Source organism: Paraburkholderia sp. GAS448, from assembly GCF_050435685.1.
Classification (GTDB): Bacteria; Pseudomonadota; Gammaproteobacteria; order Burkholderiales; family Burkholderiaceae; genus Paraburkholderia.
In genome coordinates this window covers 22,878-36,971 of the sequence record NZ_JBNDKT010000052.1, presented here as the reverse complement: position 1 = coordinate 36,971, position 14,094 = coordinate 22,878, and the positions used below count along the sequence as shown (strand labels likewise).

Below are 14,094 nucleotides of genomic sequence, written 5' to 3'. Positions count from 1 at the left end.
AATTCAAGGAGCGTGTCATGTACAACATCGTCTGGCTCGTAGGGGCCGTGGTCATCGTTCTGTTTGTGCTCGGCTATGTTGGATTGAGGTAAGCCGTGAGCCCAAGGTGGAAAACGTCGTCATCGGGATCCCGTCATTTACAGATGATGGCCTGCGCCACCCCGGTGATTGCACTCAATCGTGGTTCTGTGCCTGAAGTGATCGACCACGGTATGACCGGGTACATCTGCGAGGACGCCCAGGGCGCGGTGGCTGCATTGCGACGCCTGAATGAACTGTCGCGCACTGAAATCCGAACTTTCATATGAATACTTCCAGGAAGATTGCAGCGAACGTATCACAGTGGGCAGATTGTAGCCCTCACGAAAAGCGCCTCTCCGTGAAGCCGTCCTACCCAACTCCGCTTTGGCACGCTAATGCCGTTCAGGCGGGGGGGTAGCACCCATGCGATTTCTATAGCGCTTTCAAATCGGGCAACAACCGGTCGAATTCGCGCTTCACCACGCCGTAACACTCGCACACGCGCTTTTCGAGCCCCGGTCGATCCAGTACCTCGATATGACCGTGACTGTAGCGGATCAGCCCCGCATCCTGCAGTTTCAACGCCGCTTCGGTGACGCCGGATCGGCGTACGCCCAGCATGTTGGCGATCAGCTCCTGGGTCATTCCCAGTTCGTTCGACAACAGGCGGTCGATGCTGAGCAGCAGCCATCGGCACAACTGCTGGTCGATCGAATGGTGCCGGTTGCAAACGGCGGTCTGTGCCATCTGTGTGATCAATGCCTGGGTATAGCGCAGCAGCAGGCGTTGTACGGGACCCGCACGGTGGAATTCCTCTTTCAGGATGTGGGCATCCAGCCGGTAGGCCTTGCCTGCACTTTGAACGACCGCCCGGCTCGGCGTGCTTTCGCCGCCCATGAAGAGGGCGATGCCGATCAGCCCTTCATTACCGACGATCGCGATTTCGGCGGACGCACCATCCTCCAGGACGTACAGCAGCGACACGATGCAGGTCGTCGGGAAATAGACCTGATTGAGGCGGTCCCCCGATTCGTAGACGACGCGACCGAGCGGCATATCCACCAATACCAGATGCGGAGCCAGGCGCGCCCACTCCACTGCAGGCAGCACCGAGAGCAGGTGATTTTCGTTTTGAGGATACTCGTACGACATTTGCCACTCTCTGCAGCCTGTCCAGAACCGCCCCGGTTTCGCCGGCGATTTCCTGACGGGTGAAGATGGATAAAGGAATCAATGCCCCTAACGGCCCGGCCGGCGGGCGGCGGCGTCGCCGCCGCCATACGCCAATCTTCGCCGGGCGCTGCGTCTACACCGTTAAATTATAGGTCGCGCGAGAATGACAGCCAGTGACGCAATCCCCCAATGACCTCCAACAGGGCGCCAGCGCTTCCTCGTCGCCGAGGCGAGCCGAATTCGCGGATACACGGAGGTTGAAGCCGTACGGTCTCAGATGCAATGCGGTAAGTCCGCACGGTGACGGTCAGGTCAGTAGAAACAGGCGGATCGCGCGGATTGGGGCTGCGGCTGAGCTACAACTCTGTCCCGAATGCCTCGCCGCGCGGGAGCGGCCTTTCATGCCCGCCTCCTGACTCGCTTCCTGACCGCTCACCGGCCCCCTCACGTGACAGACCACGTCATTGGTTTGTACACCGCCTCGCCACGGAAAGTGGCCACGGGAGCCGTGCCGAAAGTCACCCGTACTGGCGAAGTCGCAGCGAGAACTCTTCGAGCGCGTTGATGCCGCTTTGCTCGGCACGACGACACCATTCCTGCAACTGCAGGAGCAGCTGTTCGCGGGAGGCATTCGACCGTTTCCAGATCGCGGACAGTTCCTCGCGCAGTTCGACGTAGGTGCGCAGCTTCCGATCGTGCTCGTACATTTCCGTCAACGGCAGATCTCGCGGCTTGCCGCGAGTCACCGGCTCCTCGCGTAGCCAGTTCCTTACGCCGCGTATAAGAAGGAACTTCTCATGGCGGCTGATGTGTTCCCTGCTTGCCAGTTCGTGCCGGTAGGCACGCTCGGCCGCCCGGGCGTAGCTCGCCATAATCTCGTAGCGGTTTCGCAGTACAGCTTGCAGCGTGTCGTCGTCGAGCTCCAACTTGCCTTTGACCAGACGCGGCACCGTCGCCACTTTCCTGACTTTTGCCAGTCCCAGCGTAGATAGGATGCAAATGTACATCCAGCCGATATCGAGCTCGTACCATCTGTTCGATAGCTTTGCAGATGTTGCATAGGCATGGTGGTTGTTGTGAAGTTCTTCGCCGCCGATCAGGATGCCAAGGGGAATAACGTTCGCGCTGTCATCTGGAGTACCAAAGTTGCGGTAACCCATGAAATGGCCCAGACCGTTGACCACGCCCCCTGCCCAGAACGGTATCCATATCATCTGGACGGCCCACACGGACACGCCGACGACACCGAATAGAGCAACATCGATCACCATCAGCAGGCTTATTCCGAGGTTCGGATACTTCGCGTAGATGTTCCGTTCCATCCAGTCGGCCGGCGTACCGTAGCCAAATCTGCGCAGTGTTTCCTCGTTCCTTGTTTCGGCGCGGTAGAGTTCAGCACCTCCGAACAGCACCCTCCAGATTCCGCTGATCCGCGGGCTGTGCGGGTCCTCACTAGTCTCGCACTTCGCATGGTGCTTGCGGTGGACCGCTGCCCATTCACCCGTCACCATGCCTGTCGTCATCCACAGCCAGAACCGGAAGAAATGGCTGACAAGCGGATGCAGCTCAAGTGCCCTATGCGCCTGGCAACGGTGGAGGTACACCGTCACGCTGATGATCGTGACATGTGTCGATATCAGTGTGGCTAGCAAGATCTGCCACCAGAAAAGGGAAAGCAGACCGTCGGAGAGGAACGCGATTGAATTGCTGAACAAGTGGACCTTCTTTCTACGGGCAACGTAGCGGCTTGCAGTTGCCTCTACATTCCACGCGGGTAGTGAATGGAATGCGTCCGATCCTCTGCGCGGCGACGGACGCAGGCCAAACCCACAGGCCAAACCGATTGCCAGAAATGAAGCGACGCGAAATCGGTCACGGCTATTTCGTATCCGTCTAGACCGCCTCGCGCCCGAACGTCACTCACACGATGAACGCAACTGTGGAGAATATCGGTACGGTGTCGTACCGGGGGCGCGTTCCCTGGCGGCATCTGATGCGTCGTTTGCTCGAAGCGACGCGTTGGCCACCACCAGCAACGTCGCGCCCTGGTCGCAAAGCGTTGCATCAAGGTCTTCAAACTTCTTCGGCAAATTTTTTCGCCCCGCCTTCGTCCCGCTACTGCGCTTCTCAACCGCGTCGACTTCCTTCTTTAAGCGTTTGACGAGCTTCGAGGCACATCGACTGTCCAACGTCTGATCCGTCACGAGGTTCTTGATGTGGCCGGCCAACGCGACGAGCGCTGACCGGGTCGTTTGCGTCGCATCAGTTTCTGCGCCAGAGTCTTTTCTGGTCATGATGGCTCTCACGGGTCAGTCCATGTCACCGATCATAGGCGTGGGGCCTTCCCCGGCATAGGTTCGGAAACGCCTCAGGGGGTAGAGTATGTGCTAACTGATAGCGAGACATAGGGAAATCGCGCTCACCAGCCTGATTGGCTGGCGAGCGATAAGGACGCCGCCGCGAACCGGGTATTGCCGTTCGATATGTCGGCGCGGTGATCGAAAGCGTCTTTAAACACGCTGCATGCAAGGGCATCCGAAGTCGATACGGTGGCGTACGCGAGAAGAAGGCATGAGGGTGCGCGTTGCGACGCCGAGTCTTTAGTGCCCCCCCTTTTGTGTACAGCCGCCCGCGGCAACCCCTTCTCAACCGGCTATCCGCCTGCGACGGTGAGGGCGGACGTGTCAACGCTCTTCACGCCTTTCACTTTCTCAGCGATGTCCTTCACGTGATCGACGGCGCCCTGGTTTGACAGAGCCCCCTTCAGAACCACCACGCCGTGGATCGTCTCCACGCTCACATCGAAACCCTTGCTAACGCTGTCCGCAAGGATCCCGGACTTCACCTTGGTGGTGATCCAGCTATCAGATGCGACCCGCTCTGTCTTTGTGACGGCCTCGTGCGTCCGGGCCGATGCCTTGCTGCTCGCGGGTGTTTTCAGGTTGTTGTCGACGCTCTTGACGCCATCAACTGATTTGGTCGCCGCCTCAGCCACGGTCTTCGCGTTTGAGTTGCTTGCCGAGCCGTCGAGCGTGACCACGCCGTTGGTGGTGGTCACGCTGATATCAGATTTTTTGAGGCCGTCATCACCCATCAGCCTGGCCTTCACCCTGGTCGTGATGACGGTATCGGTGAGCATCGCACTTACGCTGTCGCTGTGGGGCTGCGGGATGGTGTCATCCCCCGAGGCTGCGCCAGCGGTCCCGATGCTAACCCCAGTAACCAGACCGACTGCAATCAACGTGTTGAGAACTGCGGTTCTGCAAAAATAGGTCCTGCTCATGATGCTTCTCCGATTTGCTTTCTGTACGACTTGATTCACGAAAAGTGACTCGCCCGTGTCCAAAAGAGCCGTTATCGTGAAGATGTCCAACTACTGGCGGTTCTGACTGCGGCCTTCGTCCTGGTTCTCCCCACGCTTGTCCGGCGCTCCAGCCTTGTTTTCTCGCCCCCTCTCTTGAGGCGCCGTTTGGGCGCGTTGCATCTGTGCCGGCGGCTGCATCGATTGCGCCTGATGCATTGGCTGTGAGGGTGGTGCCTGCTGTGCGACGTGCTCTGGCTGCCGTTGTTGTCGCTGCTGTAGCTGTTGTTGATCCGGCTGCGAATGCAGTTGCTGCCGCTGCTCCAGCTGTTGTTGATTCGGCTGCGAATGCGGTTCCTGAGTCGACGACAATCGTTGCATAGGCGCTTGCTGCTGAGGCCCGGCACGTGAGCTGCCCGGGCTGCCCTGCTGTCGATAATCCTGCCGCGTTACGGCATCACCTGGCTGATAGCGGTAGTTCGCGGATCGAATCGCATATTGTTGTTCTCCCGTACGTGGATAGCGGTCCCCTGAGTACTGTCGCTGGTAGTCTGGCGGCGGGGCTGCACGTGGGACGGCGCGCCGGTCCCATTGGTCCCATCCGCTTCGACGAGCCTCCCAGTCGGGGCCCCAGTGCTCACTCCAGTGTGGCGGAGCGTTGGCGCTCCAGCCACGAAAATACGCAGGAGGCTCGCGGTAGTAGCGCACAGGAATGCGCAGCACAAACGGTGGCACATCCATTGGCCCCACCGACTGCCACGGACCGTTGTACCAACTGCTCGAATACCAGTTCTCCTGCTGGTACACCCAGTACAGGCCGTCGTAGAAGAAGTAATTCGAATTCGCTTGAGGCGCGTAGTAAACGGGGTAGCCCGGCACTGGAACGAGTTTGGGATATGACTGCATGTTGATACCGATGTTGGCGCCCGGCACCCCGACGTCGACGCTGATCTGGCCGTGGACTGAGATTGCCGGGCACAATAACATCGATAGCGCAATAATCAGGTAACGCATTTTTTCCCCCGATAAGGAGTACTTTGTCAGCGCAAGCGCCGGGTACTGTGCATTGATCCCGGTCAACAAAATGCGCGCGGTTTCGGCGGACGGATGCCGATAGATGCAATGAGTCCCCGAAGTTGTAGCAGTAAGATCGCTTGAGGGGATAGCCCAGGACCTACGCGCGCCGCTTTCGACGGGCGGTACATGTCAAGAATGCCCTCGCCGGGGCGAAGCTGGCGCCCGACGTCATCCTGAACGGTCACCATCTTCTATTCACACCGTGGCGTCACCTCACCGGGAAGATATCCACGGATGATGCGGCTCCGTCCAGGCTCGCCCGGCTATTTACCGATCTGGTTGCCGACCACGCCACCTACGACCGCGCCGCCGACTGTGCCCACCGCGCTACCGCCTGTAAGCACAGCACCACCGACGGCGCCTATCCCGGCACCAGCAGCCGTGTCGACGCCTCGCTGGGACATGCCAGAGCAACCCAGGCCTCCCATTGCGACAAGGAGCGTTAGCGTACCTATTGAAAATAAGCGAGTGCAGTTCATTTTGATACCACCTATATATGTAAGTGACGCGATCCGACGCGTCTGCCACCAAGGGCCACCGATACAGGTTTCACTCGCCCGCCAGTAGACACTCTCTTGATACACGAATTGCCGGTTTCCGTCGGTCCAGCAGCGTACACGTGCGGCCGCTCCCATCTTTAAGATGCCCGATGGTGGAGGAAGCCGCTAAAAATAAATCGCAGGCGCGTCCGGATACGATTTAGTCGAATCCCAATGCAATCAATCTCTACGGGCGAAGTCGTTTTAATATCGACGGACCGGCGGCGACATCTGCTTGAGCTAACCATTCACGTCGCGGCAACTACATCGCCCAGACAAACGTCTGGCGCGCGTGAGCGTCATTTGTAATATTCATCGTACGATGTTCCGCTTGCCCCTTATAGCTAACGCTGACGGTGTAATGTCCACTGGGGAGAGAAACCAGCATGAATGGGCCATCCGAACTCGTCTCCAGAACCGTGTTCCCTTGGCCATCCGTGATCGTGACGGGGACGTCCGAGAGATATTGATTCTGGTTGCTCGTCTTGCCGACGAACGTCAACACCATGGGGTAGTTGTGCATGACGTCTTTGATCGCTCGTGCCTGGTCGCTCCCGATCCCCCCCGTTAGATAGGTCACGTCCCCGGCATGCTGTATCGCCGGAAGGTCCGTCTCCGCCGCAATCGCGAGATTCACGCCGAAAGCCGCACCTAGAATCAATACCCATTGCAAGACGTTGCGCTTTTTCATGTCAGACTCCAATGAACACATCCATCCCGCGGTGCACCGGCCTGCTCATGCCTCGGGTAGTGTGATCATCGCGACATCAGATTGAATGCGCACATTGCGCTGTGCTTCAACTTTTAACGAGTATGGTGTTCACCATTGCCGGCATTGCCTTGATGCATCGCATCCGCAGAGCTCAAATCAGCTCTCTTTGAATTTCGCCGTAATGGCAGCAGCGGCCATTGCAGACGATCGAAGATTACCGTTCTCTGTGCGGCGTGTCATGGGAAGTCCACGACACTCACATACATACAGTGCGCGCAATACGAACAGTAGTCGGTACGGTGCCGTACTGGTTCCGGAGCGACATTGCCGACCTGCGCCGACGCAGCCTCACATTGGAAAATACACAGGTATCTACGTTAATGAGCAAGGGCGGGTTTTTGACAAGCTGGCTGACACGCCGTGATATGGATTGATTGATTCGGCAACTGTGCAAACCAGTAACATATCCGTCGAAACAGCTTCCACAGTATGTCTTTGTGAGGTTTGCTCAAGTCACTCTCAAAAGGGGGAGTCGAGTAGACGCTACCGTACAGACGAAAGAATTTCGTCCGGATCAGGATGATCTCAATAACAGGAGGCCACCATGTACATCCAACTTTCACCCGAGGCCATCCAGATTCTCAAATTGTTTGCTGTCATCCGGCCTTGACTCGCAAGTGCTTCCCGTGTGATTTATTTTGATCGGATTCAGGGCGGATTTTCGTCACGCCACCGATCGAGGGTGGGTCGCTAGCAGGAAAAGTGTCCTCGACAGCTTCGTCGATGTTGTGTTCGGTCTTGTCGCCATTTGGATGTTGCTCTCGACGCTGGGTGCGCATAGTCGCCTCCGGTAGTGAGTACGTGGGACGATGACGTCCCGGATTGATGAGCATGGCGCGATTCAATGGCAGAACCGGGCAATGCGGTTGGCGGGCGCGGCACATGTTCAGGCGCGAGTACCGGCGCACGCACATGCAAACGCCTATCGCTTGCGCGTGGCACGGAGTTTGGGAGTCTGCGTGTTGGCATTCGCATTATTCTGTGTGCGTTGCTGATACGCATCGCCACCGCGCCGGTCGGTATCGGTCAGGCCGCGCGACAGGTCCTTATACGCCTGCCGTCCGACATCGCGCGTACCTTCTTCATGTTGTGATTCCACAGACTGGTCGGTCTCGTGCGGCAGCGGCAGCGGTGCAACGTCCTCGTAATCGCCATCCAACGGGGTGGCGGCGATGCACGGGCTTACTGCATCACTGCGGGCGGCGTTGGCGGACCTCTGTTCGGCAGGTTTCATCACAGGCTCCTTTGCGCAACGAAGATCCGGATCGTCTGATCCAGATATCGTGTACGGCTGGCGGGCCTCATCGAAGCCGGGACGTTTTCATCCCGGCAGTGAATCGCAGTCGCGTCTTCGCATAGCGACCGTCCAGACATGACGGGGCCCTGGTGAACAGGTTCTCACGTACACAATGCGTATGTCTGTACGGTAGCGGTCAACGCTCTTCATTCAAAGCCTCGGAACGCGCGTCCTCCGAGGCCGGATAGTCGAGGCACGCATCAACCATCTCCCGAACCGAAGTAGCATAGCGGTCAGCGCCGATCGCGCTCTGGAGATCTTCGCTCCACTGATCCGTATCGCCTTTCGGCCAGAGCCCCACGACGATGGCTGCTTCCGGCAAGCGCTGGCGCACCCGTCGCAGAAGATAGCGCAGGTGCGACGGGATGCCATCAATATTCAGATAAAAGATACACACCGTCGTCGCGGCGGCAACATCCAGGCTGCCGATCCGAGCGCGTGACGCCTCATCATGGGAGATCACGCGGCAATCGAGCGCATGCTTTCCGAGCAGTTGGACGAGAATGCTCGACGCCAACTCGTCGAGCGGTCCCCTTCCCGCTATGCAAAGGACCTGATTCGCCGCGCACCGCGCTAACAGGGTTTCCACATCCGGCAATACAACAGACGGAGCCGGTTGCTGCAATACCTTTTGTTCGACGCGGGCGAACGCCAACGCGCCCCAGTTGCCGCCCGATTCTGCCGCAGTGGGGTCAACGTCCTCAAAGCCCTCCAGACCCTCGACCAGGTCGCTCACAGTGGTCCCGATTCGAGCCAGTTGCGTGGCGGTTACGCCGCCTCGCAATACATCAATGGCCGCAAGCTGCAATGCCTTGATGGCGACTTCATCGTAGTAAGACGAGAGCGACCGGTCGCGTAGCAGTACCTCGGCTTGCCCGAGTGCTTCGTCCGGATCGCCGGCCAGCGCCCGCTGGTAAAAATTTTCGACCGGAGTAAGCGCAGGCCGGTCACCCAGCAATACGTCGAGAAATTCGAGGCGCGCAACGTGGCGACCGAGGACAAGGAGACAGAGCGTCAGCGGCGTGGAGAGAATGAGTCCGATTGGCCCCCATATCCAGCTCCAGAAAATCGCGGATACGACAACCGAGAATGGCGAAAGGCCGGTACTGTGGCCATATAACATCGGTTCGACGACCTGACCGACCAGCAGTTCGACGGTCGCGAAAAGGATCACTGACCAGATCGCCATCGACCACTCCGGACTGACTGCTGCAGCAAGTGTGGTAGCCAGAAGAGCGGAAATCCATATTCCAACGTAGGGGACGAGTCGCAACAGCGCAGCCAGAATGCCCCACAGCATCGGGCTGGGTACCCCAATGAAGAACAGGCCCGTCCCGATAGCGACCCCCACGCCGGCGTTTACGCCGAGTTGCGAAACAAAATACCGGCTGAGGCGCCGCGCGGCTTCGTCCATCGCGGTGGTGGTCCGATGCAGGTCTCTCGAACCAAACAATCGAATCGCCCGGTCCCGAAGATCGTCACGCTGCAGCAGAATGACAATGGTCACGATGAATACGATGAACGTCGTCGCGAGTGGGCTAATGACAGGAGACACTACCCGCCGCGCCAGCTGAAAAGGTGTCAGCCCGGGCTCTCGCACTTCGACTGGAATTGCTGCGGACGGTTGAGCGTCCGAGTGGCCAGAAGTGCTCCCGCGAGTCGCTTTCGGCTCTTCACCGGTGGCTCCCTGGAACGTGCGGCCGGCTGCTTCCGCCAGACGATTCAGTGTACCGATCGTCATGCCATGCACGACGTCGACCTTCTTTTCGATGGTCGCCTGATAGCGAGGGATGCCGGCTGCGAGATCCGTCATCTGGGTAGCGATTACGCCTCCCAGCAGGACGATCACCGAGAGCGACATCATTACCGCAATGAGAACCGAAGCCACGTGGCCCAGTCTGAAGCGACCCAGAAAATCGGCCAGAGGGGCAACCAGGAAGCTGAGCAGAATGGCAAGCGTGATCGGTATGAGGACGTCCCGCCCAAAATAGAGGGCTGCGACGATCGTCACGCCGACGGCGAGCGTAATCAAACCCTGCAGGCTGGGGGTCTCAGGGGGCTCGACATGCGCCGCAGATCTGGTGGGGCGCCGTTCCATGGATTCGGACATCGTGGACTCGTGGTCTCAATACCGTCGATTCTCGTGGGTGGTGTCGGATCAGTGGATAGGCCGAGCCGGGCGTTAAGCATCCGTACCCGCCCCCGTCGCCATTGCGCCATCTCAGGACAGCCTTGGAGGCAATTCCCCTAGCTGGCGAAAAACACTCAACCAGTCCTCGAGGTGCCATGTTTTCGCGATCCGCCCATCGCGGAACTCGTGGAACGAGTGAATCGCGAAATGGACCGGCTTTGACGTCGCAGCAATGCCCATGAGCGGCCCGGACTGCGTGCCAGTGACCTCCGCGCGCACTCGTACCTTGGGGTCGTGGATCAGGACATCCAGAATCTTGATCTCCATGTCTGGCAGCGCCGACGACAGATCCGCAAACACTGGAATCATCTTGTCCGGGCCCGGCAACTGTCCAGGAGACTCCGGGATGTACTGCCAGTCAGGCGTCACAACCTTGCGAAGTAGGGAAATATCCTTATGCGCGAAAGCCCGGTACAACAGGTCAACGGTTTCCCGCATCGCAGCGTGTGCGGCGTTGTTCGTCGTTTCCATAATGTCCCCTTTTCCGACGCCGTCGGATAGAAAAGACTGCACTCACTCTATCGCAAGTCCGTTCTCTCTATGGCGCAGCCAGATCGGGGAGCAATCGGTCGAGTTCGCGTTTCACCACCCGATAGCACTCGCACGCACGGTTTTCCAGACTCCGCCTGTCCAGCACCTCGATATAACTGTCGCCGCACCGGATCATTCCGGCGTCCTCCAGTTGCCCGAGGGCTTTCCTCGTGCTGGCACGTCGGAGGCAAAGCGCGTTGGCCAGCAGTTCCGGCGATACCTTTGGCTCGTTCGATGGCAAGCGGTCAATACCGAGCAGCAGCCACCGGCACAGCCGCTGGTCTGTCGAGTGATACTGGTTGCAAACAACCGTCTGGGCGATCTGCGCGAACAGGGCCAGCGTGTAGCGTAGCAACAGCCACTGCATCACGCCTGCCTGACGAAACTCTTCCTTCAGGATCGGTGCGCTCAGTCGGTATGCCTCGCCCGGGGTTTGCACGACCGCTGTATTCGTCGTTGTTTCGTCACCCATAAAAAGCTCGGTGCCAACCAGGCCATCGTTGCCAACGACCGCTATTTCTGCCGATTTGCCGTCCGGCATCGTCTGCCGTAGTGAAACTATTGATGTCGTCGGAAAATAAACGTGGTCGAGGTGTTCCCCAGCCTCGTACACGACAAATCCCGGCGTCATCTCGACCGGGACCAACTGCGTTTTCAGACGCGCCAATTCCGTTTCGGGAAGAAGGCCCAGTAGCCGATTCTCCGTGGGATGAAGATCATTTTCCATTTGCCACTCCTTTTCAACCTGTCAACCGCAGCGGACACCTGATTCACCGAAAGTGACACCTGAATTACGGGTGTACGAGGATGTCGAAAAGCCTCTCACGTGCGGCAGGGGGTGTCTGTACGGTATCGGTCCGACGTCAGTCCGTTCAATAAACGAGCCGCTATCCGATGAACATCTATGAGCTTGCTGGACAGGGGCTTCGAAGCGTGGTCTGCTCGTCAGGATCCAGAGCGCCAAAGAAGTGTTCGTCGTTTTCATCGGCAATCGTGGCGAGCCAGGGTAGAACCCGTCTTCCCTGTGGCGTCAGAGAAAGGAACTGGACGCGGTTGTTCTCCTCACTCGTCATGCGAGAGATCCATTTCTTGTCTTGAAGGTTGTCCAGGATCTCCGAGATCTTGCAAAGCACGAGCGAAGTCGCCGGAAACATGATTGGATACGAGCCGCAGCCCGTAACCCAGGTGTATGTCGAGGGTAGGCAAGCATTGCACCGACGTTTCCTGATTGCGCACAACGTGTACCTCGCATATTGACTTCCATGGGAACCAGTATGGTTTCCATGGAAATTGATGCCATGATATCTACGGGAACCAACAACGCCGCAATCAGCCACTCGTTGAGTGCTGCAGGCGAAGCTCACGTTGGCACCGCGTGAACGACGGGTATCAGATGGTGGGGCATCGCGGTCCTTCGTGTCTCCAGTTGGAAGGGGTCCGCCGGTCTCAGGCGAAGCAGTTTCGTTGCGGTCACGCTCCCCCCACGCCGTTGGTCGACTGGACAAGCCTGATCTGCCATTGCCGCTCAGTGAAGAACTATTCCACCATCGGCAGTTTCAACCGTTGTTCATCGTCTCCAGCAATCGAAACCCTTCGGGCCAATTGCCCAAGTTGCTGTCCGCGTTGAGATGTCCCTTTGCTCCAACTTCGACGAATTCGCTGCCCCATGCAGCTGCGCAGGCGCGTGCGTGGTCCACGCTGCCATACGGATCGTTGGTGCTGGATACGACGGTCGTGGGAACCGGCAACCGCTCCGATGGCAGGGGCGCGAATCCGCTCGCGGCTTCCCGAGGAAATGCCGGTGATGCCGGGTCCGGCACGGCCACAAGCAGCGCGCCACGAACCTTCCGCGCATACCGGGCAGCCCAATGGACCACGGCCAGACATCCGAGGCTGTGCGCCACTATGACAGTCTCCCTTCCTTTTGCCGCCAGCTGCCGTTCTATCGCCGATACCCAGTCATCGCACACGACGTAATCCCAATCCTCGACTGCGAGGCGTTGCCAATCCGGATGCGCGGCCTGCCATACGCTCTGCCAGTGCAATGGACCAGAGTTGCCGATGCCAGGAACAACAAGAACGGGGTAGTTCATCTGCCAGATCTCCATGAGTGAACGAGCATCCAGTGTAAAAGCTCCCGAATTCAGGCAACATCGCAAATCAAATGGAATGAAGGTCATGCACGAACGAACTGACGGAATTTGAGGGTGCTCACAAATGAAAACTAAGCCGGTGACGTTGGACAGGCTCGACTGGCGGATCCTGGAGGCGCTTCAGCGCAATGCACGCGTCACCAACACGGAACTCGGGAAGCAGATCGGGCTTTCTCAGCCGGCAGTCACCGCCCGCATCAGGAGGCTCGAGGAGCGGGGAGTCATCGAGGGCTACGCGGCGCGGATAAATCCCGGCCTCGTTGGTCGGGGCATCGGGGCGATCGTGCGAATCCGCACCACCCACGCTGAGATTAAGCATTGCCTGAGCGCCTTCGAAGCAATGCCTGAGATCGTCGAGGCGCACCGGATCACCGGCGAAGACTGCTTCATGGTTCGGATGGTGGTTGAAGAGATGGCCCAGCTCGAAACCGCAATCGACGCGCTTGCCAGATTCGGGCCCGTGACCACTTCTGTCGTGCTAGCGAGCTATCCGCCGAAGGCGATCCTCGGATCGCAGATTTGACTGGCTGTTTTGTAGAAATCTGGATGACCACGTCAGGTCGATCAGCGACGTTCGAAACGCCCGCCAGGACGCCTAGCGAAAAGTCCGAATCTTGAAGGGCACCCCTAGTGACGTGATGCGAATATGCAGCACGCATCATTTCCACCCGCTGGACGGCTTGCGGGAGACCCGGTGATGTGATGGGTCAGACGGAAGGGGACTGCGGCGTTGTGGCCCGATACTTCGGCGAGTGCCGCCTGGGTGATTCCTGGGGTGATTTTGGGGTGATGCTATGTAAAAAACGATACTTTTTGGGAGCAGCCGGTAGAATATGGGAAGGCGAAGAACTCGCTGAGAGCCTTACTGGTGGCTGATTTGGTAGATACTAAAAGTGTCGTGGTGCCGGGGACCGGACTCGAACCGGCAAGCTGTTAAGCGGCGGATTTTCGTCACACCACGTCTTTCGACGCCGGTCATACCGTGCGGCATAACCGTTCGTGCGCTGGACTATGCCTTCGCCATCGCGGCGCGCTGAGC

The 14,094-nt window shown here is 58.5% G+C and carries 14 protein-coding genes and 1 pseudogene; 2 read left to right on the top strand and 13 right to left on the bottom strand.

The window, feature by feature from the left end; translation table 11 throughout:
• Window positions 1-95 precede the first annotated feature (95 nt).
• A pseudogene (locus P3T23_RS42635) lies at window positions 96-296 on the top strand (glycosyltransferase); the annotation flags it as partial.
• A gap of 157 nt (window positions 297-453) precedes the next feature.
• Here P3T23_RS42635 and P3T23_RS42630 read toward each other — a convergent pair.
• The 13 genes from P3T23_RS42630 to P3T23_RS42570 all read right to left on the bottom strand — a co-directional run bounded on the left by P3T23_RS42630 (window position 454) and on the right by P3T23_RS42570 (window position 12,995).
• Window positions 454-1,173, bottom strand: coding sequence for a Crp/Fnr family transcriptional regulator (locus P3T23_RS42630; RefSeq protein WP_429322064.1), 720 nt, complete (start codon window positions 1,171-1,173; stop codon window positions 454-456).
• Between the two features lie 539 nt (window positions 1,174-1,712).
• Window positions 1,713-2,846 carry a DesA family fatty acid desaturase gene (locus tag P3T23_RS42625; RefSeq protein WP_429322067.1) on the bottom strand — a complete coding sequence of 378 codons (1,134 nt, stop codon included), beginning with the start codon at window positions 2,844-2,846 and terminating at the stop codon, window positions 1,713-1,715.
• 264 nt (window positions 2,847-3,110) lie between these two features.
• Complete coding sequence (locus P3T23_RS42620) at window positions 3,111-3,500, bottom strand: hypothetical protein (protein WP_429322063.1); 390 nt, start codon at window positions 3,498-3,500, stop codon at window positions 3,111-3,113.
• Window positions 3,501-3,847: 347 nt separating this feature from the next.
• The gene (locus P3T23_RS42615; RefSeq protein ID WP_429322062.1) at window positions 3,848-4,477 is read right to left on the bottom strand and encodes a BON domain-containing protein; all 630 of its coding nucleotides are present in this window, start codon (window positions 4,475-4,477) and stop codon (window positions 3,848-3,850) included.
• A 90-nt stretch (window positions 4,478-4,567) separates the two neighbouring features.
• Window positions 4,568-5,575 carry a hypothetical protein gene (locus tag P3T23_RS42610; RefSeq protein ID WP_429322061.1) on the bottom strand — a complete coding sequence of 336 codons (1,008 nt, stop codon included), beginning with the start codon at window positions 5,573-5,575 and terminating at the stop codon, window positions 4,568-4,570.
• Window positions 5,576-5,835: 260 nt separating this feature from the next.
• A complete protein-coding gene (locus P3T23_RS42605) occupies window positions 5,836-6,000 on the bottom strand; it encodes a glycine zipper 2TM domain-containing protein (protein WP_429259064.1) in 165 nt (54 codons plus the stop codon).
• A 373-nt stretch (window positions 6,001-6,373) separates the two neighbouring features.
• Window positions 6,374-6,802, bottom strand: coding sequence for a carboxypeptidase-like regulatory domain-containing protein (locus P3T23_RS42600; protein WP_429322060.1), 429 nt, complete (start codon window positions 6,800-6,802; stop codon window positions 6,374-6,376).
• Between the two features lie 677 nt (window positions 6,803-7,479).
• Complete coding sequence (locus P3T23_RS42595) at window positions 7,480-7,662, bottom strand: hypothetical protein (RefSeq protein WP_429322059.1); 183 nt, start codon at window positions 7,660-7,662, stop codon at window positions 7,480-7,482.
• Between the two features lie 143 nt (window positions 7,663-7,805).
• Complete coding sequence (locus P3T23_RS42590; RefSeq protein WP_429322058.1) at window positions 7,806-8,117, bottom strand: hypothetical protein; 312 nt, start codon at window positions 8,115-8,117, stop codon at window positions 7,806-7,808.
• Window positions 8,118-8,316: 199 nt separating this feature from the next.
• Window positions 8,317-10,290, bottom strand: coding sequence for an AI-2E family transporter (locus P3T23_RS42585; RefSeq protein ID WP_429322057.1), 1,974 nt, complete (start codon window positions 10,288-10,290; stop codon window positions 8,317-8,319).
• Window positions 10,291-10,401: 111 nt separating this feature from the next.
• On the bottom strand, window positions 10,402-10,842 hold the full coding sequence (locus tag P3T23_RS42580; RefSeq protein WP_429322056.1) for an ester cyclase: 441 nt from the start codon (window positions 10,840-10,842) through the stop codon (window positions 10,402-10,404).
• 67 nt (window positions 10,843-10,909) lie between these two features.
• Window positions 10,910-11,629: a Crp/Fnr family transcriptional regulator gene (locus tag P3T23_RS42575; RefSeq protein WP_429322055.1), complete on the bottom strand. Its 720-nt coding sequence runs from the start codon at window positions 11,627-11,629 to the stop codon at window positions 10,910-10,912.
• An 829-nt stretch (window positions 11,630-12,458) separates the two neighbouring features.
• The gene (locus tag P3T23_RS42570; protein WP_429322066.1) at window positions 12,459-12,995 is read right to left on the bottom strand and encodes an RBBP9/YdeN family alpha/beta hydrolase; all 537 of its coding nucleotides are present in this window, start codon (window positions 12,993-12,995) and stop codon (window positions 12,459-12,461) included.
• Window positions 12,996-13,119: 124 nt separating this feature from the next.
• Between P3T23_RS42570 and P3T23_RS42565 the strand changes: the two genes are divergently transcribed.
• Window positions 13,120-13,578, top strand: coding sequence for an Lrp/AsnC family transcriptional regulator (locus P3T23_RS42565; RefSeq protein WP_429322054.1), 459 nt, complete (start codon window positions 13,120-13,122; stop codon window positions 13,576-13,578).
• Window positions 13,579-14,094: the final 516 nt, after the last annotated feature.

What these genes read in the sequence shown, in the direction of transcription:
- P3T23_RS42630 (WP_429322064.1), bottom strand. Translation starts at nt 1,173, where the DNA reads ATGTCGTACGAGTATCCTCAAAACGAAAATCACCTGCTCTCGGTGCTG.
- P3T23_RS42615 (WP_429322062.1), bottom strand. Translation starts at nt 4,477, where the DNA reads ATGAGCAGGACCTATTTTTGCAGAACCGCAGTTCTCAACACGTTGATT.
- P3T23_RS42605 (WP_429259064.1), bottom strand. Translation starts at nt 6,000, where the DNA reads ATGGGAGGCCTGGGTTGCTCTGGCATGTCCCAGCGAGGCGTCGACACG.
- P3T23_RS42600 (WP_429322060.1), bottom strand. Translation starts at nt 6,802, where the DNA reads ATGAAAAAGCGCAACGTCTTGCAATGGGTATTGATTCTAGGTGCGGCT.
- P3T23_RS42595 (WP_429322059.1), bottom strand. Translation starts at nt 7,662, where the DNA reads ATGCGCACCCAGCGTCGAGAGCAACATCCAAATGGCGACAAGACCGAA.
- P3T23_RS42590 (WP_429322058.1), bottom strand. Translation starts at nt 8,117, where the DNA reads ATGAAACCTGCCGAACAGAGGTCCGCCAACGCCGCCCGCAGTGATGCA.
- P3T23_RS42585 (WP_429322057.1), bottom strand. Translation starts at nt 10,290, where the DNA reads ATGTCCGAATCCATGGAACGGCGCCCCACCAGATCTGCGGCGCATGTC.
- P3T23_RS42580 (WP_429322056.1), bottom strand. Translation starts at nt 10,842, where the DNA reads ATGGAAACGACGAACAACGCCGCACACGCTGCGATGCGGGAAACCGTT.
- P3T23_RS42575 (WP_429322055.1), bottom strand. Translation starts at nt 11,629, where the DNA reads ATGGAAAATGATCTTCATCCCACGGAGAATCGGCTACTGGGCCTTCTT.
- P3T23_RS42570 (WP_429322066.1), bottom strand. Translation starts at nt 12,995, where the DNA reads ATGAACTACCCCGTTCTTGTTGTTCCTGGCATCGGCAACTCTGGTCCA.
- P3T23_RS42565 (WP_429322054.1), top strand. Translation starts at nt 13,120, where the DNA reads ATGAAAACTAAGCCGGTGACGTTGGACAGGCTCGACTGGCGGATCCTG.